Origin of the sequence: Neobacillus muris, from assembly GCF_943193175.1 — a bacterium.
Lineage (GTDB): Bacteria > Bacillota > Bacilli > Bacillales > Cytobacillaceae > Neobacillus > Neobacillus muris.
In genome coordinates, this window is record NZ_CALPDF010000008.1 from 1 (window position 1) to 26,182 (window position 26,182).

20 protein-coding genes and 1 rRNA gene are annotated in these 26,182 nt (G+C 40.2%); 5 read left to right on the forward strand and 16 right to left on the reverse strand.

What is annotated here, in order from left to right:
- A 16S ribosomal RNA gene (locus NFS43_RS07980) occupies positions 1-81 on the reverse strand; the annotation flags it as partial.
- Between the two features lie 250 nt (positions 82-331).
- Between NFS43_RS07980 and NFS43_RS07985 the strand changes: the two genes are divergently transcribed.
- Entirely contained in the window at positions 332-544 is a 213-nt protein-coding gene (locus NFS43_RS07985; protein WP_251551117.1) for a hypothetical protein, read from the forward strand.
- A 522-nt stretch (positions 545-1,066) separates the two neighbouring features.
- Here NFS43_RS07985 and NFS43_RS07990 read toward each other — a convergent pair.
- Positions 1,067-2,476 carry an extracellular solute-binding protein gene (locus NFS43_RS07990; protein WP_251551118.1) on the reverse strand — a complete coding sequence of 470 codons (1,410 nt, stop codon included), beginning with the start codon at positions 2,474-2,476 and terminating at the stop codon, positions 1,067-1,069.
- A 250-nt stretch (positions 2,477-2,726) separates the two neighbouring features.
- A complete protein-coding gene (locus NFS43_RS07995; RefSeq protein ID WP_251551119.1) occupies positions 2,727-6,185 on the reverse strand; it encodes a hypothetical protein in 3,459 nt (1,152 codons plus the stop codon).
- A 380-nt stretch (positions 6,186-6,565) separates the two neighbouring features.
- Between NFS43_RS07995 and NFS43_RS08000 the strand changes: the two genes are divergently transcribed.
- Entirely contained in the window at positions 6,566-7,522 is a 957-nt protein-coding gene (locus NFS43_RS08000; RefSeq protein ID WP_420910309.1) for an LCP family protein, read from the forward strand.
- Positions 7,523-7,589: 67 nt separating this feature from the next.
- Here the strand turns inward: NFS43_RS08000 and NFS43_RS08005 are convergent, their stop codons facing one another.
- Positions 7,590-8,246: an SIMPL domain-containing protein gene (locus tag NFS43_RS08005; protein ID WP_251551121.1), complete on the reverse strand. Its 657-nt coding sequence runs from the start codon at positions 8,244-8,246 to the stop codon at positions 7,590-7,592.
- 206 nt (positions 8,247-8,452) lie between these two features.
- Between NFS43_RS08005 and NFS43_RS08010 the strand changes: the two genes are divergently transcribed.
- Entirely contained in the window at positions 8,453-8,635 is a 183-nt protein-coding gene (locus tag NFS43_RS08010; RefSeq protein WP_338150595.1) for a DUF2187 family protein, read from the forward strand.
- A gap of 440 nt (positions 8,636-9,075) precedes the next feature.
- On the opposite strand, the gene NFS43_RS08015 is transcribed toward NFS43_RS08010, so the two are convergent.
- From NFS43_RS08015 to NFS43_RS08035, 5 genes are all read right to left on the reverse strand, one after another.
- Positions 9,076-10,545, reverse strand: coding sequence for a sodium/proline symporter (locus NFS43_RS08015; RefSeq protein WP_251551122.1), 1,470 nt, complete (start codon positions 10,543-10,545; stop codon positions 9,076-9,078).
- Between the two features lie 441 nt (positions 10,546-10,986).
- On the reverse strand, positions 10,987-11,745 hold the full coding sequence (locus NFS43_RS08020) for an SDR family NAD(P)-dependent oxidoreductase (RefSeq protein ID WP_251551123.1): 759 nt from the start codon (positions 11,743-11,745) through the stop codon (positions 10,987-10,989).
- Positions 11,746-11,764: 19 nt separating this feature from the next.
- Entirely contained in the window at positions 11,765-12,862 is a 1,098-nt protein-coding gene (locus NFS43_RS08025; RefSeq protein WP_251551124.1) for a Glu/Leu/Phe/Val family dehydrogenase, read from the reverse strand.
- Positions 12,863-12,885: 23 nt separating this feature from the next.
- The gene (locus NFS43_RS08030; protein WP_251551125.1) at positions 12,886-13,710 is read right to left on the reverse strand and encodes a thiamine pyrophosphate-dependent enzyme; all 825 of its coding nucleotides are present in this window, start codon (positions 13,708-13,710) and stop codon (positions 12,886-12,888) included.
- A 10-nt stretch (positions 13,711-13,720) separates the two neighbouring features.
- Positions 13,721-15,397 carry a 2-oxoacid:acceptor oxidoreductase family protein gene (locus NFS43_RS08035; protein ID WP_251551126.1) on the reverse strand — a complete coding sequence of 559 codons (1,677 nt, stop codon included), beginning with the start codon at positions 15,395-15,397 and terminating at the stop codon, positions 13,721-13,723.
- 131 nt (positions 15,398-15,528) lie between these two features.
- On the opposite strand from NFS43_RS08035, the gene NFS43_RS08040 reads away from it, so the two are divergent.
- Positions 15,529-16,182 carry a GntR family transcriptional regulator gene (locus NFS43_RS08040; protein WP_251551127.1) on the forward strand — a complete coding sequence of 218 codons (654 nt, stop codon included), beginning with the start codon at positions 15,529-15,531 and terminating at the stop codon, positions 16,180-16,182.
- A 70-nt stretch (positions 16,183-16,252) separates the two neighbouring features.
- Here the strand turns inward: NFS43_RS08040 and NFS43_RS08045 are convergent, their stop codons facing one another.
- The 6 genes from NFS43_RS08045 to NFS43_RS08070 form a co-directional block, all read right to left on the reverse strand.
- On the reverse strand, positions 16,253-16,459 hold the full coding sequence (locus tag NFS43_RS08045) for a capping complex subunit for YIEGIA (RefSeq protein WP_251551128.1): 207 nt from the start codon (positions 16,457-16,459) through the stop codon (positions 16,253-16,255).
- A gap of 1 nt (position 16,460) precedes the next feature.
- Positions 16,461-17,369: a YIEGIA family protein gene (locus NFS43_RS08050; protein WP_251551129.1), complete on the reverse strand. Its 909-nt coding sequence runs from the start codon at positions 17,367-17,369 to the stop codon at positions 16,461-16,463.
- Positions 17,370-17,546: 177 nt separating this feature from the next.
- On the reverse strand, positions 17,547-18,737 hold the full coding sequence (locus tag NFS43_RS08055) for a M20 family metallopeptidase (RefSeq protein WP_251551130.1): 1,191 nt from the start codon (positions 18,735-18,737) through the stop codon (positions 17,547-17,549).
- 24 nt (positions 18,738-18,761) lie between these two features.
- The gene (locus NFS43_RS08060) at positions 18,762-20,102 is read right to left on the reverse strand and encodes a M20/M25/M40 family metallo-hydrolase (RefSeq protein WP_251551131.1); all 1,341 of its coding nucleotides are present in this window, start codon (positions 20,100-20,102) and stop codon (positions 18,762-18,764) included.
- A 28-nt stretch (positions 20,103-20,130) separates the two neighbouring features.
- Positions 20,131-21,756 (reverse strand): alpha/beta hydrolase family protein, encoded by a 1,626-nt coding sequence (locus NFS43_RS08065; RefSeq protein WP_251551132.1) that lies wholly within the window; start codon positions 21,754-21,756, stop codon positions 20,131-20,133.
- A 541-nt stretch (positions 21,757-22,297) separates the two neighbouring features.
- Positions 22,298-23,872: an ABC transporter substrate-binding protein gene (locus NFS43_RS08070; RefSeq protein WP_251551258.1), complete on the reverse strand. Its 1,575-nt coding sequence runs from the start codon at positions 23,870-23,872 to the stop codon at positions 22,298-22,300.
- Positions 23,873-24,001: 129 nt separating this feature from the next.
- Between NFS43_RS08070 and NFS43_RS08075 the strand changes: the two genes are divergently transcribed.
- On the forward strand, positions 24,002-24,898 hold the full coding sequence (locus NFS43_RS08075) for a LysR family transcriptional regulator (RefSeq protein WP_251551134.1): 897 nt from the start codon (positions 24,002-24,004) through the stop codon (positions 24,896-24,898).
- 57 nt (positions 24,899-24,955) lie between these two features.
- On the opposite strand, the gene NFS43_RS08080 is transcribed toward NFS43_RS08075, so the two are convergent.
- Entirely contained in the window at positions 24,956-26,167 is a 1,212-nt protein-coding gene (locus NFS43_RS08080; RefSeq protein WP_251551136.1) for a threonine synthase, read from the reverse strand.
- Positions 26,168-26,182 lie beyond the last annotated feature (15 nt).

Consider the following 26,182-nt stretch of genomic DNA (forward strand, 5'->3'; position numbering starts at 1 on the left):
GCTCCCAAAGATCCGCTCGACTTGCATGTATTAGGCACGCCGCCAGCGTTCGTCCTGAGCCAGGATCAAACTCTCCACAAAAGATGAATTTGATATAGCTCATAAAAATAACGTTGGCTTCGTTTCAAAAAGAAACGAATGTTTATTGTTGACGTATTTGTTTGTTTAGTTTTCAAAGAACAATTTCTCTCTGTCAAGAACGACTTACCTATCATAACACTAAAGATTATATAATACAATAGTATTTTTTTCGTACCTTCCTTTCATCCCAAGACCATTACCCCGCCATTCCACTTTCCGTATGATTAAAGGTTAAACGGGGATATTATCAATGTATCTTCAACTGCCGTCCGAAATGGTGTTTCTTCAGTTAAAACACGCTTCGGCAAATTATGATTATTTCGAGGTGAAATCAATGGATGAAAAAACAAAGAGCTTTCCTAATGTAAGTTTAGGCGGAGAAAGGGCTAAAGACAAAGGTGAGATTGATTCTGGCCAATTACGTTATGGTGAGGATCACAAAGGCAAAGGAAGAACAAAATAAGGCCAAAATAATGCTGGACTTCGATCCAACATTAAAAATACTTGGAATGAAAACAAGAGCGGCCCTTGGTGGACTGCTCTTATTTCTTATATTCCCTTCTCTCTATTTCATAATAGCACAAATGTAATTAACATAAATTTTTATTATGAGCTGATAGCGAGTAATGTCCCTTAGTATATTTCGGTGCTTTGGCATTTCCACATGAAATGCAAGAATCAGCAGCTTGATGGCTGTTTTTACTTTTCCATTGATCATATGTTAATAAACCTGAACTGTCATCATTTAAATATTTGATGAAATCATGTCCATAAATATATATCAAAGGAATCACCTCCATTCATCCATTAATAATGTATGCGCTTTCAATTATAAAGAACACCCTTTTCAGAAAAATGTGCGGATTGAAAGTTTGTGAGTTTCTTTCTTGGACCAATAAAAATGAAAATTGGGAATAGTCCTGTGACTACTCCCAACTTGTATTTATTGGTACAGTTTTTCATCGACGCAGACGTATCATTCATTTCATTCTATTTTTTTAGTCACTTGAATAGGAGATAATTTTGTCTTTAGCCGCTGCAGGAAAATTTTATCGTCCATAAAATCTGAAAGAAAAATGCGCAATTCATTTCGCAGTTTTAATATATCCTTTGAATTTAACCCAAGGTCTGAGAAAAGCTTAAAAGTCGGAATGATTTCCCTAAATAAATGGAATCTGGATGGCTTATAAACTACTTCCCCATCTGATTTCTCCGCAACCCGCTTCATTGCAGGAATACTTAGGGTTGTAGTGCGAATTTCTTCTTGAGCTGATTCACCCGACATAAAATCCACAAATTTTTTTGCTGCTTCTTTCTTTTTCGTGTGCTTATTGATTGCCAGACCAATTATTAATAACAAGGAACCTGGGTCTTTTATGTAAGGTAAAGGCGCAATATCATATTCAACTGGATGCTTTCTAATCTCATTTAAACTGAAATAGGAGGTAACAATCATCGAAGCCTGGTCCTCAACAAATAGCTTTTCAGCGTCCCGGTCATTATCTGATAAAAAAGAATGGGAAATCCCTTGTTCATCAAAAATCTTTCGGATGAAACTGGCACTTTCTAGCATTCTATCGGCTGGGAAGCTAATATTCCCTAATGAATCTCGTTTAAACCATACACGATTTTGCAGCATAAAAATCGGCCATCTATTTATGGAAAGAGGATGAAAGTAAAGTCCGCAGGCTTTGCCGTGATCCTTCATGAAAGATCTGGCTGTTTTTAATGCCTCGTCCCAGCTCCAGCCGCTATCAGGGTACGAAAGCTGGCTTTCATCGAAATGCCCCTTGTTATAGCACAAAATAATAGGTGAAAAGACAAACGGACGAACATGCACTTTATTTTTATTGGAGAATGACTCAAAGGGCCGCTGCAAAAATGGGTATATCCCGTTATCTCGCTCTTGCTCCTCAAACACATTGCTAGGCTCAGCAAAATCTAAAAAATCCTGATGATTAATAGTGACAACATCAATTAGTTCATTTTGAAAAAAATCATGAACAGTCTGTTGATAATGATCATATGGCAAAGTAATCGTCTGAACCTTGATCGAAGGAAGTTTTTGTTCAAACTTATGGATTAATTCAAGATATTGAGCTTCATTGACTAAAGAAGAATAATAACCTACCCGAAGAATGGTTTGATCGAAGGTATGATTTGAAATAACCTGGTTTCCAATTCGAGATTTCTTGACAATTAGCCCTTGTTCAACAAGCTCCTCAAGCCCTTTTCGTACAGAGTTTTTACTCAGTCCATACTGTTCAGCCAATACCAGCTCTGAAGGCAGATATTCCCCTATACCGATCTCCCCGCTTAAAATTCGTTGTCTTAAAGTTAAGACTAGGTTGTTTAGTTGTTCTTTAAAGACATCGCGACTTTTCTTTCCGCTCATGATGATCCTAATCCTTTCAAAATAGATTATCTATTTCACTGCAGCAACAAACGACTCCTATATAAGACTGGTGTATAACTGGTTTATTAAAATCGTACAGGAAAAGCGGTGAAGTTTCAAGTTTACTATTCGAAAATTCAGTTTAATGTTTATGAGAGCTGCCTTTAGTAATCTATCCTTCTCAGCCGTATCGGTCATTAAAATATCCCCAGCCAATGAAAAGCCAGGGATATTTTAATGACCTAACTGATTACTTCCCCGGTTGATCTGCTAGGATCCCCTCTTCAGAAAAAACGTACCATTGATTATGAATGAGCACCTTGCCAGTTTGCATGACACCATGATCGTCAAAGTAATACCACTGATGGTCCTTTTGCAGCCAGCTTGTTTTTGCTTGGCCATTTTGATTTAGAAAATAGGTGTATCCGTCCTCATGGAACCAGCCTGTTACCGGTTCACCAGATTCTGATGGTTTTACATACCATTTTGCTCCTTTTTTAACCCATTGATATGTGACAGGTTTCTCTGGATCCATTGGATCTTCTGGGTCACCTGGCTGGACTTCTCTTTCATAAGATAAGGTTAAGTGATCATAATAAACTCCATTGGTCGTCCAAGCATTCGAAACACCTGCAAATAACCTTACTGTTACAGCCCCTTCTGGTGCAACCGCATTTGCTGAGACCGTTTGCCATTGTTTATAGCCGCTTGTCACATGAACCAAGCTGGATGCGGTATCACCGCCGACCTGATTGCCGCTTGCGTCAAAGAAGCGCATGAAGAAGCTTGCTCTGCCATCCTCTAAATAAACATCAGAAGCAGCTGTATACTTTGTCCCAGGGATGACTGATTGCGGATCGCTTTGCAAATAGATGGATCCGGATGCAGCAGTATCCGCTACTTTTAAGCTAAATCTGCCTTTACTAGCTTGCGATTGGCTGATCTCATAGTTTGTCCCGGATGCTAAGTCACTATTCAGGAGTGACCAGCCGGGAATAGCTCCAGCCGTTAAAGCAGCTTCAAATCCAGCATTTTTGAGATCAACTGGCACAGTTATCCTTTCAGGCTCTGGTTCCACGATTCTCTCAAATGTCAGTTTAAAGTCATCATAATATGCTCCACTGGTCGTAAAATAATTGGATGTCCCAGCGAATAACCTAGCAAACTTTGCCCTTTCTGGTGCCACGACTTTAGCTGTTACTGTCTGCCACTCATTATGGCCGCTGCGTACATGAATGATATTTACGCCATCCGTATCCTTGTTGACCTGATTACCTGCTTCATCGTAATACCGGAGGAAGAAACTTGCGCTGCCATCCTCCAAAAATAGGTTGACGCTTCCCGTGTATTCAACGCCCTCCTCGATAGGGATTAAATTAGTTTGTGCAAAAACAGTTTCATTTTGTGCTTGATCCACCACCTTCAAACTGTTTTTTCCCGTTTTACTTCTCGTTTCGCTCACCTCAAAGGAAACATTAGGAGTGAAATTTCCAAACAAGGAAGACCATCCAGGGACATCCCCTTCCGGTCCTGTTTCCTCAAAACTGGCATTGTTGATGGGAACAGAAACGACTTCCGTTACCGGACCTGGAGGCGGCTGAACGACGGTTCCCCCATCAATGACCGGCACCATCTTTAGGACGGTTGTCCCATTTTCTAAGAAGTAGATATTTTCATTTCCGTTTGCATCTTCTGCCAGGGCCAAGAAGTCAACCTCAGGAGCTGCGGTAATGAGTGTGACGTGTTTTAAGTCAGTAGATTGAGGATCTACCACCGTTAATTTTCCAGCAAGATCGGTATACAATAGTCCGTCTTTTCCAAACAAGATATGAACCGGACGCCACATTCCACGGTTTTTCACTTCAGGATAAAAGTTTTTATATTTGACAATCTCATAGGTTTTGGGATTCATAGCAAAAAGAATGCCATCGACTGCGCCCCATAGGAGACCATCCTGATCAAATGTCAGTCCGCTGATCATTGGCGGTTGATCCAATTCAGGGATATTCAATTCAAATTCCGTTACTTTTTTCTTTGCAGCAACGTCCCAAACAAACATTTTTGCTTTCGATGCGGCTGGCTGAATATCCAAACCGCCGCGGATCGTGGTGGAACCATACAGTAACCCATCTTTATAGGCAAGTCCTACAATACTCTGATCCTGCACAATATTGCGATGGGTCTCACGATTTCCAGAGACAGGATCATAGATCGTTAAAGCCCCTCCTAATTTTTGATAATCGGGTATCGTGCCAATGAACAGCCTATTTTCGATAAATTTCATTATATAAGGACGATCCTGCTCATAAGTGTCTTTGATATTAAACAATGTTTCTTGTTCTAATGTTTCTGTATTCATTTTTTGAATGGACGCACCTGGATAAATGCCAAAATACATATCCGTCCCGTTTCCAGCTGCCATGCCTTCCGCCTGCCCTTGCGAATAAGACACAAAAGAATTCGTTTTCGGGTTATATTGTGCTCCTTTCGGTCCGCCCGGATAGGTCGTCATATACAGATTGCCATCAGGTCCTTTCCCTAGGTTATGTAACAATAATGGTTTCGCTTCCATAACGGTTGGGAGTTCCGTCAAAAGATTCTTCTCAAAGTTGGCTGCCAGCACTTGGCCGGTTCGCTTTAATGTTACCAGCGACAATCCAGGAAGATCTGTTCTGCCAAGGTCGACAATGGCACCGCCGCGCCACCCTGCTGGATAATTGAATCCGGTATTTCTTAACTCTAGGGTATTTAGATCAACTTCAGTGATGTAGCGATTGTAAATGACATACGCTTTATCTTCATGAATAGGAAGCTGTGTAAACCCAAAGGCTCCGAAATCATCTGCTGAACCATCATTTAATTTCGTCAGCTTTTTGTCCATCCATCTTTGTTCTGCCAAATTATAAAACAATAAAGTATTGGTTTGTCCATCATCAAATCGGACAAATAAATAATTCCCTGCAACAGCCATATCATAGGCAAATTTCACTTGTTCAATCGGTTTTCCGATTAACTCCGGGACATTTTTGGTAATGTCCTCTTTTTCCTTTGTTTGAACATTGATTCGGTATACCTTCCCCGTAACACCCAAACCTGCATAAAGGTATCCATCGTGGTATGCCATTGACCGAACATAACTGCCATCCCCGTCATCCACTTTCCCAAAATCCACAAATTCACCAGTAGAAGGCTTATATTGAATGATTCTGCCATCTGTTTCTTTATAGGTCCCCACATACACATTGCCTTCTTCGTCAACAGCACTGCTCCAAAGCTGATGTCCTGCGGCCGGGGTTCCTATTTTCTTCACGGTTCGAGTACTAGGAGTATAACTCCATAACTCCCCTTCGTTTCCGGCTGCTAAAGCAGCCATATACACTGTTCCATCTGGTGCAAGGGAATGTGACCAAACTTGAGTCACTTCTCCTAGTTGTTCTGAAAACAAAAGCTTATTGGTCTGTAACTCTACTACATTAAATTTGCCTCCATTTGCTGTCGCATAGGCCACATCCCTGCCATTTTCTTTTCCAAATACAGCACTGGTAAGAGCCACATCTGATGCCCCTGCGCCCACCTCAACTGCTTCTTTAAAACCACGGTTGTTCAACTGGGCTACAACTGGTTCTTCTGCATTAACCTTCATCTGTATTGGCAAGAAGGAAAGCATTAGAAAAAGGATCACTAAATTTAGACGGAATTTCTTTCTCATTCAAAATCTCCTTTCGTTTCACTGCTTAGAATATACCATATAAAATCCACAATTGTATATATTTTACAGAATATTAAAACAATATATTTTGACAGTTTTTTTATATACCAGATATGAACTAATACAAAAAATCTTTTTGATATTGCCTAACCTATTCTTAATGACTTTTATTTCCTCGAAAAATGTCGTAAAATTATTTCTAACTGTATTTGTAAGTACTCGAAAATGAACCTGTAATCAGAAATTGACTAAAATGTAATGTGATATTAAATAAAATGAAAACCAATTATGGGATAATTATTATTTCAAGGGGTCTTTTAAGTTAAACTTCATAATTTAATAGGTTTCATACTTCAAATAGATTGATTTAGTTTTAGGTGGTGCAAAAATTGGCAAGATCAAGAAAAAATAGAGTAAGAGTAAGATGGAGGAGGGTCTTCGGTGCCCTGCTTCTCCTAGGTATTTTTATAACAGGTCTTATTCAAATCGTTCAGTACATAGAAGGGACCTTCCATTCCGGCAGCGAGGAGCTTGCAAAAGTGGAGGGAAAACAGAAACCAGAAGCCATCAATGTCCTTTTATTAGGAAGTGATTCACGGGGAGAAAAACAAGCCCGTACCGATACAATCATGGTTGCCCATTATGACCCTCAAACACATAAGATAAAACTTATCTCATTGATGCGGGATATGATGGTCCCGGTACCCAATCATGGGCAGCAAAAACTAAATGCGGCCTTTTCGTTTGGAGGCACGGAATTACTGAGGAAAACCATTAAGAACAATTTTGGGCTCGATATTCCTTATTATGCGGTAGTAGACTTTAAAGGATTTGAAAAAGCGGTCGACCTCCTCGCTCCTAATGGTATTGAAGTCGAAATTCCCTATGATATGTCCTATGGAATAGATACGAAGTTAGAAAAAGGCAAGCAAACACTTCATGGCAAAGAGCTTCTTGGATACGTCCGGTTTCGCCACGATCGTTTAAGTGACTTTGGCCGGATTCAAAGGCAGCAAGAAGTCCTGTCAAAATTAACAGATGAAGCTGTTAGCCTGCAAAGTGTGGTAAAACTCCCTAAGCTATTAACACTAATGAATAAATATATCGATACAAATATGGATAGTTCGTCCATATTAACGATTGGAAAAGACATTGTAACAAAGAAAAGCAGTGGTATAGAAACTATACGCATTCCTGAGGACGGCAGTTTTGAGAATAAAAGGGAGCAAGGGCTTGGCGACGTGCTGGTAGTAGACTTCGATCAAAATATACAGGCACTTAATGTGTTTTTGAATGGAAAAAGTGTCGCTCAAAATGTTGAGCAAACAAAGGAATAAAAGATAAAAAAGCGTGGCCTGTTACCGTGGCAGGTCACGCTTTTTGTGTTTATCAATCATGAAACGGCTATAGATTGTATTGAAAAACAATGTAAACTCTAGCGTTTATTGTCATTTCTCCAGGTTCAATAGGAGCGGCTGGCCCTTTTGCCGCAAATGCGAATGTTTCAACGCCGGCGGGTGTGAATAATTGAGGGTTTTCAGTGATTCTTAGTGGAATGCGGATCAAACTTACCCCAATTGTAAGGGCGATTTGCTGTGCTTTAGCGAATGCATCATGAACCGCCATGGTTAATGCCTGAAGATAATGTAAGTCGGCATGTGAGTTTTGAAACTGGATTGTTCCTGTTCGGTTTGCTCCTCCTTGTATAGCTATATCATATATCATTCCAACTTTCGTTAAATCTTTCGCTGTAATTTGAAGCTGATGTTCTACTTCATAACCACGGAAGATGGAGTTTCCCTCCACAAAGTCATATCTCGGATTCACGGAATAAACAGTCGTTTTTATGTCATCCTCTCCCACTCCTGCCTGTCTAATGGCACCAATGATTCGATTAATAATCGACGTATTTTCTTGTTGAGCGGTTTGCAGATTTAAATCATTTGTGACCGCACCAATAGATAGCAGAGCCTGGTCGGGTGCTGCTGTTACCATCCCTCTCCCCTCTACCGTCATTGTGTAATCATCTCGATTTGTATAAGGCTGCTGATGGCTGGGCAACTGATTATATTCGGAATTCCCCCCCTTAAAATGGTGCAACCCGTTCACCCACTTCCTTGCTTTATGATAAAACTAATATATGTTGCAACCAAAAAATGGGTCAGAATTCCTCACAATTTTTATGACAAAAAATGGCTTTCCCTTTAAAATTCCAAGTAATCATTGATTTATTAGAAATCTGACTTCTAAGGTAAGGAGTGGTTTTTATGGATTTGAAAAGAGCGCGAGTTGGGGATAATATCGTCTCAACGAATGGAATAAAGGGCAAGGTGGAAAAAGTCGGTGAGAACTCTGTTATCGTAGAAATCCTTGAAAATTACTCTGGTCGAAGTTATGAGAACAATAAGACTGTGGTTTCCCACCAAAAATATGTTGTCCTTTTAAGTTGAAAATTTTTTTCCTGCTATAAGTATTTTAACATTATCCTCTGAAATCAAGTTTGAATGATCTCCATTTAGGTACATTACTGTCCGAGTTTATCGGACCTGACCAATTTTTTCAAAAATCCTCTCAATTATAGTTTGAGTCCTCACAAAAAAATCCAAGCATTGACGGGGATCAGCCTATTTTTCCTGGGTTTACATAACTCCCCACAGAGAATTCCCACTAATTCTAGAGATTGTAGCCGTACAGTGCAATAGTTTGCTGTACGGTATTTTATTTGATGGAACTCAAATATTTTTTTCAGCCATACTATCGGAGAAGTTTTCAGGTTCCTTTACAACAAAGTAATAGGAAGCTGTCATATTTCGCAGCTTCCTATTACAATTTAAAAGATTCATAATAGTCTTGGACTGGTACACCCGACTAAAAATAATCAGGCATTTTTTTAAGTTAAATTTGCCTCCTTTAAGTTCTTTGAAGGCATATCTTTTTTATTATCTGGAGCCGCCAAACTTACCACCACTCCAGCTAATAGGGCAAGAACTAAGGTTGCTCCACGAGACGTAACGATTCCCTCAAGAGGCGTATTAATCCAGATAATCGTACTGATAAAACCCGTTAACAGCGCAGCCAGCACCCCTGCACCAGACATTCGTTTCCAGAAGAAAGTTAGAAGTATAGCGGCCGCAAAGCTATTCCCAACTCCTGCCCAGGCCCAGCCAATTACAACATAAATTAAAGATTTTGACATGAGACCAATGACTAGACCAAGTATTCCAACTACCGAAACAATGAGACGGGAAATCAGTAAAAGTTGTTTCTCCGAAAACTTCATTCCTATGATTTTCACCAATATATCCTCGCTGATAGAACTTGCCACAACCAATAATTGTGAAGAGGCAGTCGACATAATTGCTGCAAGAATACCTGCTAGTAGAATCCCAACAAGCCAACCTGGAAGTAAATCTGTAAGCATCATTGGTAAGATCATTTCAACGTTATCTACGTTGCCTGAACCGTACAAGGTCAAACCAGTTATACCGATTAAAAAAGAACCGCCATATGCTAATATCCCCCAAATAATAGCGGTGTTTCTACCGATTTTCGCGTCCCTGTCATTTTTCAATGCCATAAATCTGGCACTTATATGCGGCTGCCCACCTAAATAACCCAACGCCCAGGAAAGATTGGTATAGATCAAAAGCCCTATTGCAAAACCTGAAACACCGCCTGTCCAAGAATCCGCTCCATTACCTGCTTGAATAAGCGCATCGCTAATCGATAAATCAGATGCCGCAATTTTAATTAACGCTACTATAGGCAGTACGGCAAGTGTAAGGACCATTAATATCGCTTGAACTGTATCTGTCCAAACAACGGATAAGAAACCTCCTAAACATGAATATACTATAACAACAACGGCTACAATAAGAATCCCCCACACCGGATCAATCCCCATTGTCTGTTCTAATGTATTTCCCGTTCCGCCGAACTGGGTCCCAACATAGAGGGTAAAGAAAGGAACAATGATAATGGCACCAATTGCTCGAATCCATTTTGCATATTTAGGAAATCTGGCAGATAAATAATCTGGGAGAGTGAGAGCGTTATACTTGATTCTCTCTTCCATAAATTTTTTAGCCAAAAATAACCATGAAACAATAATTCCTATTAACATCCCCACAAACAGCCATATGCTGGAAAGACCTGTTGAGAAAGCAAATCCAGTTGCCCCCAGCAGCAGCCAGGCAGAGGCTTCAGTTGATCTTTCTGAAAAGGCCAAAGCCCAGCCCGGAATTTTGTTCCCACCAAGGTGATAGTCGTCATACCCTAGTTCTTTTCGGCTATAAAAAACACCGATTCCTATCATGACCACAAAGTAAAAAATAAGTTCGACCAAAACAACCATATCCATACCATTTTCACTTCCCTTTTATAATTTTTTTCATAGAAAATGACTATAAATCTTCAACATTCATCATTAGATTCGTTAAATCACATTTAACGATGATATGTTATTCTAATTTCTTTGTCTGTTCACTTACCAAGTAAATATTAGGAAATTTAATGAGCATGTTGTCAATGCTAGGGAAGGATATAATGAAAAATCCATTGGTGTTTGTTAAAAAGTTTAAAATTAGATTTCTTAACATTTGAAATGAACAATCTTAGGAGTTTTTCGGGGCATTATTTAAGAATAAAGCATCTATTCTTTTGGAGGAGTATAGATGCTTTATCAAGAAAGTTATTTGTTTACCAATTCATTGGATATAAGGAAAATTGAAAGGTACCCGCAGAGACAGCTTTATAGACGAATGGTGTTCCTTTCTATATAAAAAATGAATCTCTTATCATTTTACCAACCGCCATAAGCGGTCCAACCGCCGTCAACATTATAAATCGAACCAGTAACATAACTTGATTCGTCTGATGCCAAAAATAAAACAACATCAGCCACTTCCTTTGTTGATCCAAAGCGTTTCAGTGGTGTACGTCTAATGACATCTTCATCTCCATAGCCTCCAGCTTCCTGATCTGTTTCATCCAATGGAGTTTTAATATAGGCTGGTGCCACTGCATTCACCCGTATATTATTCTCAGCCCATTCCACAGCGAGAACTTTTGTCAATCCATTTAGGGCAAATTTTGTTGAACTATAAGCAGCCCTCATTGGGACGCAAACCTGCCCGTAAACAGATGTGATATTGATAATGGATCCTCCATTACCTTGCATATACTTTGCTGCCTCTTGCGCTCCAAAAAAGGTTCCAGTGAGATTCGTATCTAGAACAGTCCGCCAGTCATCTTCACTTAATTCCATGGAAGGTCCAATTCGGTTTACCCCCGCATTATTGACCAAAACATCAATCTTACCGTAATTTTCTACTGTCTTTTCCATCAATTCTATTACAGATTGCTTATTAGACATATCGGCACCAATCCCACTTACATCGTATCCCTTATTCCTCAAAACAGCTGCCACCTTATCAGCTCGTTCTTGACTTCTTGAATTGACTACGACTTTCGCACCCTCCTGTACAAATCTTTCCGCTATTGCTTCACCAATTCCCATACTTGACCCTGTCACAATACACACCTTATCTTTTAAACGCAATTTGGCCACCCCCAAGAAATTAAGAATTAAAGATAGATACTTGTTTTCTTAACTGTTTCGCCTTTCCAACACTTTCAATTCTTCTTTCTGCAAGCAGATCTGCTGCTTTATAGGTCGGGATATGTTCCGTTTTGGAAATTTCAATTATATTCGTCATCGTTTCATAGATACGTTTAACTGCATTTGCTCCTCTTTGTTCATTGAAGCCGCCTGGCTTAATTCGATCGGTATCAAATATGGTTCCTCCTGCATTGGCAATATAATCAGGAGCATATAAAATCCCCAATTCATCCAGGAAATCGCCATGTTTTTCCTCTGCCAGCTGATTATTAGCACATCCTGCCACAATCGAACATTTCAATTCTTCAATAGAGTGGTCGTTAATCACTTTCCCGAGAGCACAAGGAGAGAATATATCCACTTCTAATGCATGAATTCTTTCTACTGAATCTATATTTGTACCAAATTCTTCTGCTACTTGTTTTACTTTCTTCTCATCTATATCTGCGACTGTTATTACGGCTCCCTCTTCAGCAAGATATTTAACAAGATGATAGCCCACGCTCCCTACACCCTGAACGGCAATGCGCACCCCATCCAGCTTATCTGTTCCCAGCTTTTCCTTCGCACATGCCCTAATAGACTGGTATACCCCCAAGGCTGTATAAGGTGCGATTTCTCCTGCTCCCCCAAACTCTCTCGGGAGTGTTACGACATATGGTGTTTCCAAGCGGATGGTTTCCATATCTCGTAATGTGGTACCAACATCCTGCCCTGTTATATAGAGTCCATTTAAGCGGTTAATAAAGCGCCCAAATGCCCGGAACAATGCTTCACTTTTTTGTTTTTTGGGATCACCGATTATAACCGCCTTTCCGCCGCCTAAGTCAACTCCGGCAGCGGCATATTTATAAGTCATGCCACGGCCCAGCCTAAGGGCATCCTCGATAGCATCCCACTCATTTTGGTAGGTCCACATTCTTAGACCGCCTGTCGCCGGCCCGAGAGTGGTGTCATGTATGCAGACGACACCCTTTAAGCCTGTTTCATTATCATTAAAAAAGAATAGATTTTCATAATTGTATTTTTCTAGATACTCATAGATTCTGCCTTCCATTTCTCTCACTCCATTTATTAGATTTATACAATTCTAGTCTTTAAATAGGTTAGCAAATCAGGCTCTTCCGATTTCTGTTTATGGTATCTGGTATTGTCTTTTTGTCTCTGCCAAAGAACACCAGCACTAAATGGATTTTCAGCAATTAAAGATACTAAGTCTTGAGGAGATGAAGCAGGACGCTCGTGATACGTTATAATATTTTTATAAAAGTCGTAACCTTGCGCCTTATTAAAAACAACACAGGGACTAAAAACATTGATTAAAGAAAATCCATCATGCTGGATACCCTTGATGATGAGATCCTCCAAATGCTTTATATCTCCTGAAAATCCCTGACCAATGAATGTAGCCCCGGAAGACCACGCCAGCAAAAGAGGATTAATCGGCTGGTCCAGATTTCCTTCTGGTGAAGTCGATGATTCATATCCTAAAGGACTGGTTGGAGAAGTTTGGCCCTTTGTATTTCCATAAACAGAATTATCCATGACAATATAGGTGACAGGCAGATTCCTCCTTGCAGCATGGACAAGATGACCTACCCCAATTCCATATCCATCCCCATCACCACCCGCCGCAATTACCGTCAACTCCGGTCTGGACGATTTGATTCCTAATGCCGTTGGCAAGGTCCGCCCATGTGTTGTATGGATGGAATATCCTCCAAAATAGTGTGATATTTTACCGCTGCATCCAATTCCTGAAACAAGGACCGAATCTTCGGGTTGAATATTTAATTTTGCAAGAGCACTTTGAATCCCCCTTAATACCCCATAGTCTCCGCAGCCCGGACACCAGGTAGGAGCATTTCCGTTAGAAAAATCTTTTGCCGTTAATGTTTCAACCATTTTATCCCCCCTATTTTGTTAGATCGCTAGTAAGTCCATCTAAAATCGTTAAGATTTCTTCCTGAAATTCTTGATCGGTAAAGTGTTCACCATCAAACCTCAAAAGAGAATAGATATGCTTGTCTTTTATGGCTTCTTTTAAAATGGTCCGTATTTGAGCTTTAGCATTATACTCTGCAATGATTACTTTTCTGGAATCCTTCAGAGCTTCTGCCAATTCCTCTTTTGCAAGTGGAGCAAGCTGGCGAATTAATAAACCTTGGTACAAACCAGGATGATTCTTCACAAAGTTTTCGATTAATTCGCCCATTGCACCTGTGCCAATAAGGGTAATTGGACTGTCATGGTTTCCAAATCTGGTAAAAGGTCTATTATAGTGAATCGAGTTTGCTTTGTTTAACCTACGGATATGTAAGGACCCTCTTACCTTTCTAAAATCTGGTTCCATAAAACCACTTTCATCATGCTCGTCACCACTAGCCACGTATGCCCCGCCTTTTACTCCAGGTACGGTTCTTAACGGAGGAGCAGTTCCAGCTGATTCAAATCTTTTATATTTTTCATCAATTGGTGAATCCATTATGGTTCGTCCTCTGTCAATTTCAACTGATTTGATAACGTCTTCTATTTCCTTCCATGGAATGGATATTTTTCTAAGGGCTAAGTCTAAATCTAGTGCAATAATGACGGGGCATTGATAAAATTCTGAGAGGTTAAGTGCTTCTTGAATCACGGTGATACAATCCAAAACACTTGTTGGGGTAAGAAGGATACGGGCAAATTCCCCATGTCCTGCATTCATAAGATGAAGTAAGTCACTTTGTTCGGTTTTTGTGGGCATCCCTGTTGATGGACCGCCACGCTGATTATCGACTAAAACCAGTGGAATTTCTGTTGCGGCTGCATATCCCAAACCCTCTGTCATTAGGGACAGACCAGGTCCGCTGGTGGCAACGAATGTCCGTTGTCCTGCATAGCTGCAGCCTATGGCCGCATGAATGGCAGCCATTTCATCCTCTACTTGAAATGCTCCACCTCCGATTGGCGGCAGCCATTTGAAGAAATTTTCCAATATCTCAGAAGCGGGAGTAATAGGGTAACCATAATAATATCTGACACCCCCAGCGATGGCACCAAGACACAACGCATCATTTCCCGAAATCGTCGCGTTTTCTATCGATAAGTCATTAAGAGGTTCCTCTATTTGAACAGTTAAACCCAATTGATAGCCGGCTTCAAATAAATCAGTATTTTTCCCCTTCCTAAATCGCATTTCTACTTCATTGTTTACTTTTTCAAAGGGAATTCCTAAAAAGCCGCTTATGATGCCTAAAGCCCAAACGTTAAAACCAAGTTTTGGTATATTTCCCTGGTGGGGTGTAGGAATTCCTTTAATATTTTCTGGTCCAAATATCTTGGACGAATCTTTTAATCGCGGTATATAACGTTCGACCCCTTCATCAGTCCAAACGACAGCTAAGTCAATAGATTGTAATCGGGGAGGTGGCTGGGAATCAAACTTGTCTGCAATATACATCTCAAAGGATGTGTGTCCGCCTCGGATAATAGTTGAAAAATCACGCCAATTTCGATGTGAATAACCAAGTGATTGAATTACATGGGATAGGATTTCACCTGCCGTTTCAATCCCTTGCCCTGTTAATCCGAATAGTGCAATACTCTTCAAAAAATTCCCTCCTTTATAACATTTGTCACTGGTCTTGATATATAATATCTGATATATTAGATAATAATACTAATTTTCTTAATTGTCAATAATTTCCGAAAATATATAAGCCGTTAATGGAGGTAGACACTGTGGTTAATGTTGCATTTGACAATCGCAATTTAAATGAAAAAATTTATTACTATCTTAGAGATAAAATCGTCAGTACAGAATTAAGGCCAGGTACAAGGATAGATTACAATGAAATTGCCAAAGAGTTAGGTGTCAGTAAAACTCCTGTAAGGGATGCATTACAATTGCTCCAGCAAGATGGTCTTGTTGAGGTAAAAAGCAGGTCCGGCACCTATGTTAGTCAGCCTAAAGTGAAGGATATTGAAGAAATTTATGAAGTTAGAAAGGCTTTAGAGAGGCAGGCTATAAAATTGGCTATGTCTAACCTTCCCAAGCAGACTTTGGAAGAGCTTTACCAAAACACATTAGATGTTGATAAGGACATTGATCGCGGAAACTTTCAGTCTTTTTTTCATTCAGATCGAAATCTGCACAAAACTTTAATCACCTGTTCAGAAAACAGCCGGTTAATCAAAATGATGGAATCAATCGAGGCGCAAATCAACTGGATTGGTGTCATTATTGCCCGTTCCCAGGAAAGGCCACGGCAGGCTAATAATGAGCATAAAGGTATTTTGCAAGCATTAATAAATTCAAATGTTAGTGTGGCGCAAAATTTAATGGAAGAGCACATAGAAGGAATTAAGCAAATGACCTTAAAAGATTTTAAGTAATGAATATGCTCTCTTGATTATCCAATGGGGACGATCCTTTTGCAGGCAAATGGCTCGTCCTCATAGCACTCTATACCCTAATGACTAAATAATCTCCTGATGTCATCTGGACCACATCCGCCTTCAGTGCTTTGGCAATATCGGCAGTCATGACTTTCTGTTCCGCCTCATCTTTTGCTAACAAAGTCAATTGCTTGCCGCCTAATATTCGATTTTTATCCAGCGTTACGAGAGCGAGAATATCATATTTTGGTTCTGAATTCGCTTCACGCCCCATTTTATTCCCTCCCTACCATATTCGTTTTCATAACGGATTCGCTTTTTTTGGTGCTTTCTAGAAGCGGTGTTTTCTTCACAGCTTCAATTAGTTTTTCGATGTCATTTATGATCGGAACTAAAGCAATTACGACACGGCCATTCTCAAAATCCCTCCGGGTAAAATGGTACCGTTTCACCCCCAAGGTCCTTGTTGCCTCGAACAAAGCTGCCTGTCTTTGCCCAAAATTCTCCAATGTAACACGAAGATAATCCTTCTTGGGACTAATGACCACAGCCCTACCCTCCTCTTGAAACAATTGCGCTGCATTCTCTGTCCCAAGAAGGTTTGAAACGTACATGCCGTCTACATACAATTCATGGTTTTTCACTTCAATTTTTGCTTCATTTACTTCTGCTACATCTCCGATTGTTTTTCCTTTTGAAAAACGTTTTAGTATGTAAAGGAAAAGGAACCCAACAATTGCACCTGAAATGATTTTAACTAAGCTTGATTTGCTGTCCACCAGCTGAATGGTAATGCCAGTAGCTAACGCTACGATAAGTGCAAAATAATTTCTGGATTCAAAGGTTTTGGCAATCCCATCAATGTAAGCATCCCCTCGATAGGCGTACTCCGTGTTTTCTAAGTCCTTTAGGCTCTCCCTTTCTGACTTTCGGACATCCCTAAATTGCTGGATAGCTAATGTTAAAAAAGTGACGGCCACAAAGTTTTTTGTCATAAGTGCGGGAATAGCAACAGCTCCCAGCGCTGCAGCCACAAAGCCTGTTACCAAATGGATCAGATACCCGTTTGGATAGCTCGGATACTGTCTAAAGTCCTCTTTAATGGTGATAATTCGGGCTAAAGTGCCGACAATAATCGAAGTAACAATTAAAATGATATGTTCCTTTGAAAGCACACCATCCACTCTATATTCCCCCTAGTGTTTTTTTACTAGTATTTGGTATTCGGATGAGGAATATTTTAAAACCGGCTAGAAAAATTATCCATTTATCAAAAGGGAAAATATTGGAATCGGAATGAGGGGAGCAGGCAAAACTAAGATTATTCTGCCTGCTTATTTTATCCAAATGGTTACGTGTTTTTAACCGATGGTGTCTTTTATGTTCAACAAATGCCTCTTTATTGGTTCGTTCGTATTCATATGGGTTAGTCTACTGATCGTTTCTGCCAGCAAAGCAGTTCGAACAGGTAACGAGGAGATTTCCAAGTATTCATCATCTCGATGGCCATTCCCGCCGATTGGACCCATCCCATCTACCGTTGCAATGCCCATGCAACTGGTAAATGACCCGTCGGAACAACCTCCTCTAAATTCCTCCTTGATCTTAATCCCCAGCTCTTTGCCAATTTCCTGCACTATACGGATCAGTTGGTTAGATTTTTCAGTTTTCACCATCGGTGGACGATTAAGCTGACCCGCCACTTCAATTTTTGTCCCTTTTATAGTTGGATCGGAACAAATTTCTTGAATCTTCTGTTCAACTGCTTTTATTTGCTCAAGTTTAGTGATCCTTACATCCACTTCCGCTTCAGCAATCGGGGCAATCGTATTGGCGGAGGTTCCGCCTTTTATCAAACCGACATTTACCGTGATTCCTTTATCATAGTCAGTAATTTTATGCAATTTAATTGTTTTATGTGCGATTTCTTCGATGGCACTGCGGCCCTTCTCATGATCTGACCCTGAATGGGCAGGCACACCTTTTACTTTTATTTTGTACCTCGCCCCTCCCTTACGCTGCGTGACAATCGAGCCATTTTTCCCTGCAGCTTCTACGATCAATGCAAACTCTTTCCCTTTGCCTACTTCTTCAATTAAAGTTCTTGAATGCCTCGATCCGATTTCTTCGTCACTATTCAGGACGATTTCAACGTTCTTGTAAGCTTCATCCTGTGATTCCATCAATGTCTTCATAGCAAATAGAACAGATACCAAGCTTGCTTTCATATCCACGACGCCAGGACCATAGGCATAGTTGCCATCTACCCTGAAGGGCCGCTGTTTTGCCGTTCCTATTGGAAATACGGTATCCATATGGGCAGCAATCATCACCTTAGGAGCAACGGCATCTGGATGCCTAATCACCAGATTGTTTCCTCTGTTTTCTTGTGGATGGACATGGACATCGAAGCCCAGTGATTTATATTCACTTGACAAGATAGCTCCAACTTGGTCAATGCCTTGCTTGAAATAACTTCCACTATCGATATTTACCAGATTTTCCAAGAGTTCTAACATTTCTTCCATCTTTTCATTTACTCTTTCACTCAAACTTTTCACTTCCTAAAAATGGATTTAAAACTCATGGATGACCAATGCCGCAAATTTGATCCCTTCGATAAAGTCATCCATATAAATGTTCTCATTTGGTGCATGATTTTGAGACCCCGCATGACCTACACCAAAGCCTACTGCTGGAATTCCGAATTTTTGACAGAGTGTATACATGGGTCCCGTGCCTGCCTGTGATCTCATCACCTGCGGCTTTTTATCAAAAAATTTCTCTGCACTGCTGACCACTTTTCTTACTAGAGGGTCTTCCAGATCTGTCACGGCAGCATGCTGACCCTTCAATGGGATGACTTCAATATCACTGAACCCGTGTTTGTCCAGATGCTTTCTCAGCAGCGTCAATATTTCTTCAGGGTCTTGTTCGGAAACTAATCGAAAATCAATTTTTGCTTTTGCAACAGATGGTAATACGGTTTTCGAACCTTCGTCCGTATACCCTGATTCTAATCCGCAAATGGTACATGCAGGCTGGAAAATTAGCTTCTCTTTAAGCTTAAAGCCTGTTAAATTATTTAAATAGTGCTTCAGTCCGAGCTGTTCCAACTCTTCCTCCTCTTTGTAATCAATCGACTCTGTTAATTCCTTTTCCGCTGGTGTCAGTTCTTGTATCCGGTCGTAAAAACCGTCTATTAAAATTTCTTCCTGTTCATTTTTTAACGTGCTTAAAGCCCAAACCAGCCTCCAAGCTGGGTTCGTGATAATGGCTGCTTTAGCTGAATGCAAATCAACATTGGCTCCTTTTGCTTGCAATTCCACATAAAGCATTCCCTTGCAGCCAAGTGTGATTTGCAGCCTGCCATCCGTACTTTTAAAGCCATTTTCCCAAATGCACCCGTCTGTTGATAATTTATCGGGGTATTTTTCTGTGAATTCATGAAGATGGGGACTGCCAATTTCTTCTTCCCCCTCGATAATGAATTTTAGATTGATCGGCAGCTCTTTATATATCTGCTGATAAGCATGAATCGCGCAAATCCTCGAAAGCAGAGTACCCTTATTATCAGCGGTTCCTCTTGCAAATAATTTCCCGTCTCGAATCTCTGGGGAAAAAGGCGGACTTTCCCAGAAATCAATGGGATCTTCTGGTTGTACATCATAATGATTATAAAAGGTAAGTGTTTTTTCTTTCCCGGAATCAAGCTCCCCATAAACGATAGGGTTTCCGGATGTTGGAAGGGTTTCAACTGCAAAAGAAACTTTATGTAAATATTTTTCTACTAATTGGACTGTTTCATTGATACCACGGTTTTGTGCTGCCACACTTGGCTGTCTGCAAATTTCCACTAACCAATTCAAGTACATTTCCTTATGATCTTCAATATATTGATAGACTTTTTCTAACAAATGAACCAACCTCCTTACTTCGTTATCGTCAATGAACTAAATGCTTGATAAAAAATTCAATCGTATTTTGATGCATGACAATATGATTAGCCCGTTTCTCAGTCTGATGTCCTTCATTGTCAAAGACAGTAAAATTCACCTCTTGACCGCGTGTTTTCATCTCCTTGACAAGCTGTTCAGATTCACTGATCGGTACACGGGTATCATTCCGGCCATGAAATACCAACAGCGGTGCCTTGATTTTATAAGAATGATGCAAAGGTGCAATATCATCAAAGAAATCACTGTCTTGATCCAAAAACCCGTACTCACACTCTCTTAGCCTTCTCCTCCATGGTCCAGTATTGGTCAATAATGTTTTCAAATTGGAAATCCCGACAATATCGACTCCCGCTGCCCATATATCTGGATAATGAGTCATCGCAGCCAATACCATAAAGCCCCCATAACTGCGTCCCACAATGCCTATTTTATGAGGGTTGATTTGATGTGTTTCGATTAAGACCTTTACGAGCGAGATAATGTCCTTAACTGAATCCATTCTTTTACGGGCATCATCCATTTGTATATAGCTGCGTCCATAGCCGCTGCTGCCCCTGACATTTGGTGCGGCTACTGCAAACCCTTGACTAGCTAAATACTGGATAACGGGATTATACTCTGCTTTAGTCTGTCCTTCAGGTCCGCCATGAACATAAATCACTGCCGGTTTATCGGTCCCTTGACCCTGATTATAGAAGAAGTACGGTACGTCCAGTTGATCAAAAGATGTAAATCTGCATAAATCAGGCTCTTGGCCATATCGGGCAATCGTTTCTGAATCACTGACAAACGTTAGTCTTGTCACTTCCCCGGGAATCAAGGAATATTGCCAAATATCACCTGGGATGACTGGAGTTTTTACTGTGAAAATCAATTCATCATTATTTCTCCATGAAATGGAATCAAAAACACCCGTAGGAATTCCAGTAATTTCTTTCTTACTAGTTGTTTCGACATGGTAAAGCCATAATCGGGAATAACCTTGATCGTTTACACTTAAAGCCAGCCATTCTTCATTCGGGGACTTTTTCACTTCTTCGATATCGCATCCTTGCCAATGAAGCAGCTTTACCAGCTGATCAGGCTCCTCAAAGGAAAAGCTGCTCAAATAGTAGGTTTCTTCCCCTTTATCTGTGAGCAAATAGCCTCCTGTTTTGTTTTTTCTTATTAGGACATTTTTATAGCCTGCTGTCACCTGCGAGTTTCCTATTCTCATTTTTTCGTTGGTTTCAAGGTTTAAACAATAGATAGTGTTGTCCAAATTCGATTCCGTAATACTAATCAATAAATGCTCCTGGTCAATCCAACTCAGTACATCACAATTACCATCAAATTGAAAAACCGTTTTCGATTCTTTTGATTCGATATCAACTATAAAAACGTCGAAGAAACCGGGATGACGACGGTTGCTAGTATAGGAAAAATATCGGCTATCTGGTGACCACCCGCCCCCATAATGAAAGTGCTCACGTGAAAGGACTAAAGTCTCCAGTCTCGAATGATCCTGATGATATAAATACAATTGTTGTTTTTCGTCACCATCACAATCCATGCCAATTATGGATTTCTCTCCGTTTGGAGAATGAAATACTCCTAATGTACGGTCCTCCATCCTGGTAAAAAGGATAGGATTTTTCTGGTCATCCAAGGTCCATATTTAGGGAATCCCCGTCTGATTGGAAATAAAAGTGAAAGAACCTTTGCCAGTAATGGTTTGTGATTTATACGCTGAGGGTACTTGTAAAAAGTCTTGAAGCAGCTGTTGATTCATCATCTTCATCTTACCTCCTTAGCATGAATGCTTTTATTAATTAGGCTCTGTAGGGTTCATTGTTGAATTTCGTGTAGGTATGAGAATGAATAGGCGGAGAATCTCCTTCTATTGTAGATAGAGGGGCCTTAAGAAGCCGATATAAGCGGAGAAATTCCGCTTAACGGCTCTAGATAAGCCAAAATTCAATGATTTTGATAAAATAAACGGAAAAAGCTCTCTTATTTTTAAGGAAATACCCATATTTCCCAATTTAAACGGAATTTCTCCGTTTATTTTTCAAGCACAGAGAATCCACGTTCAGTTATAACAGAGACATTTATTAAAAAAACTCTCCCCACTAATCAGACTTGGATTAAGAGGAGAGTTTTTTCAGATACATTTACTCAACCTTTTTTACATTCCAAGGAATGGCACCTTGAAATACCGTTAAGTCTTCAAGCTTATTGGACGTCGCTAGGATATTGGAATAGTGGCCAAATAGGGTAAATGGCAAATAGGCTTCCCACATATGGGCTTGTAATTCTTCCCATCCGCTTTTTGCCTTTTCTTGTGTCTCAGCTGTTCTAATCGAAGCAAGCAAGTCTGCCATCTTTTGATCATTTGTCCAGCCAACATAATCAGGATTAACAACCAATAGCTGTGATGGTGTCGTTACATATCCTGTACCAACGGTCATTAAATCCCAGTTTTCAGGATTTTCCCTTCTTTCAATCAAAGTAGGCCAGTCAAAAATTTCCAGTTTTACCTTCATGCCGATTTTTTCCAGCTCCTCTTTTATGACAACAGCCGAATTGTACATGTAATCATAATCTCGTGTCGCATACAGAACAATTTCCTCCCCGTTATAGCCGGCCTCTTTTAACTTGGCTTTGGCCGCTTCTGGGTCGGCAAGATTATAAGCCTTTTTCCCTGCATCTGTTGCCCAATCCACTTGTTCGATACTCATATAGCTAGGACTTAATTTATATAAATCCTTATTTCCGTAACTTGCCAGCATGATAGCATCCAAATCTAACGCTGTATTAACCGCATCCCGCATTTTTTGATCTGCGAATAAACCATGCTTTTTGTTATAAGTTAAATTTAATGTACCTGCATCAAAAGAGACATAGGTTTGGAGATCTTTGTTACTCTTCAACTGATCATAATTATCATATGGCAAATATGTGGCAATATCATATTCACCCGTTTGGACCCCGGCCGTTCTCGTTGACGGATCGTTTACGATATAATAATAGACTTCATCCACATAGGCCGTTTTTCTTCCTGCAGTTCCGCTTGGTTCTTCATCGACTGCTGCATAATCATCAAAGCGTTTTAACCGAATATACTGATCTTGTTTCCATTCAACAAATTGAAATGGGCCAGTTCCGATATACTCGGTTATCCCATCTTTACCGGCAGACTCAATTACTTCCTTTGGCATTATTGCGGGAAATTGTCCTCTTCCGGCCATAATGTCTAACACATCTGACACAAACGATTGTAATTTTAGTTCAACCGTATATTCATCCTTTGCCTCGAAGGTTGAACCGTCTAACAGTAATTTTGCCCTTGAGGATTGCTGCAGCCATCGGTCCATTGAGGCCTTAACATCCTCAGCCTTCATTTCCTTGCCATTATGAAATGGAACCCCTTTTCTTAAATGAAACGTATACGTTAAACCATCTTCACTTTTGTCAATAGATTCTGCTAACATCGGCACAGGCTGCTGTTTGGCATTCTGTGTGACCAAGGTCTCAAAAATATTTCTAGTCACCTCTAATGCAACTGTTGTCGTGGTTAAATGTGTGTCCAAAGTCGGAGGTTGTGCATTAAGAGCGATCTTTAACGTTCCTCCCGATTGGTCATTATTACTTTCCTTTTCCTTAGAATTAGTTGTACTGTCACTTCTGCATCCCGCAAGCGCAATCAACAAAGCCAGCATGAGAAAGACTATTTTTTTCACGATCATCATCCTTTAAAGTTTATTTTTAAGAGCATTTTTTTCCTTTTTTTCAAGCAAATATGTTATTCTGGTATTTGAAAATATACAATATTCTGAATTAAATTTTTATAATGGTTGATTCTCAAGGAGGTAGCAATGGATTACCATCTTCTCACATTTGTCACAGTTGCCGAGAAAAAGAACTTTACCCGTGCAGCCGAGGCATTACATATTTCACAATCTGCCGTTACTCTATCCATAAAGGTTCTTGAAAAGCAATATGAGTTAAAGTTACTTGACCGGAATAATAAATATGTACGATTAACCAAAGCTGGAGAAATCTTATATCAGAATGCCAAACAGATTCTTTCTCTATACGATCGGATGAATCGTTTAATAGAGGATTTATCCCATTCAGCCAGCGGGGTTATTACCATTGGTTCTAGTTATACGTTTGGGGAATATTTACTCCCAAAAATCATTGCAGAATTCACCGGAGATTTTCCACTCATTAAGCCTAATATTTCAATCAGAAACTCACATCGAATCATTGCCAAACTGCTTCGTGGCGAAATCGATTTGGCTATTGTGGAATGGATTGCGGAAAATCCCAAATTACATATCCACCCATTCGCCCAAGATGAAATGGTCCTTATTGTTTCACCCAAGCATCCTCTAGCCTCTAAACAAGAAGTGGAGATCCATGACTTAAGGGAAGAAACATGGATTATTCGTGAGCTGGGATCTGGAACACGCCAGGCCATTAATCAACTTTTCTCAGAAAACAATTTCCTGCCCAATGAGATCCGTTCGTTTGGAAGCTCCCAAATTATTAAAGAATCGGTTGAAGCCGGTTTAGGGATTTCCATTCTATCCTTACACACCATTCGTAAAGAATTAGAATTAAAAACATTGCATACGCTAAGAATTAAGAACAACCCAATTGTCCGCAATTTTTCCTATGTCATCCCTAAAATGGACATTCAACCGAAATCTGTCAGTTTATTTTTATCCTTCCTAGAAAACTACTCTACTTTAGATATTTTTGCTTAATGTACATTGGTTAAGATTATTCATGTGTAAACAGTTTAAGCTTTTGTTATTTTCCTATTATTTGAGGATGGCCTCTCCTTTTTCCAAGACTGGAACATCAACAGAAATGGTGTCAGGATATTTAATTCCCATTCCAGTATTTAAGGCTACTACTACTTCATTGTCTTTAATCCATCCTTGTTCTCTCAGTCTGCGGGCTGCTGCAAAAGTAGCAGCTCCTTCAGGGCAAACAAACGCCCCTTCTAGGCTTGCAAGCTTCTTTTGTTCTTCCAACAATACATCATCTTCAATTGCCACTGCACAGCCATTCGTTTGATAAATTGCATCCAGCACCAAAAAGTCGCCTATAGCTTTTGGCACATTAATTCCAAAGGCCGCCGTTTCAGAATCATACCAAAATTCGGATTCAGACTTCCCTTCTTCCCATGCCCTCACGATTGGGGCACAGCCCTCTGCTTGTACAGCGACCAATCGGGGAAGATTTCCTTCCACCCAGCCTAATTTTTTCAGCTCTGTTAGTGCCTTAAAAATGCCGATAATTCCGACACCGCCTCCTGTTGGATATAAAATGACATCAGGGAGCTTCCACTCTAATTGCTCGGCAATCTCAAGACCCATAGTCTTTTTCCCTTCTATCCGGTACGGTTCTTTTAATGTCGAGGCGTCAAATAAACCAAATTCCTGAACAGTTTGCGAAACGATTTTCCCTGCATCACTTATGAGCCCATCCACAAGATACAGATTTGAACCTGAGATAGCAGATTCATTTCTCGTAATTTTCGGAGCATCAATTGGCATGACGATAGTAGATTGAATGCCGCCCCTCGCCGCATACAGAGACCAAGCAGCTCCGGCATTACCATTGGTAGGCATGGCGAGCTCTGTTATCCCTAATTCTTTTGCTTTTGAAACACCTACTGCTGCACCCCGGGCTTTAAAGGTACCAGTAGGAATGATTCCCTCGTCCTTCATCAGTAAATTTGGTATATTCATATCTGCCCCCATCACAGGCATAGATAAAAGCGGAGTCATGCCTTCTCCCAAGGTCACAACATTTTTTTCATCACAGACCGGAAGCAGCTCATGATATCTCCACAAACTAGGCACTCTGCCTGTCAAAGCTTGTTTCGAAAGCACCTTGCCCAGCTCTTCTAAATCGTATTCAACTAATAATGGAGAACCACAGGAGCATAACTGGTTCTTTTGTTGATGTGAAAATGTATTACTGCACTTAGGGCAATATAATTGGGATATATAACTGTAGTTCATAGATTCTATTCCACT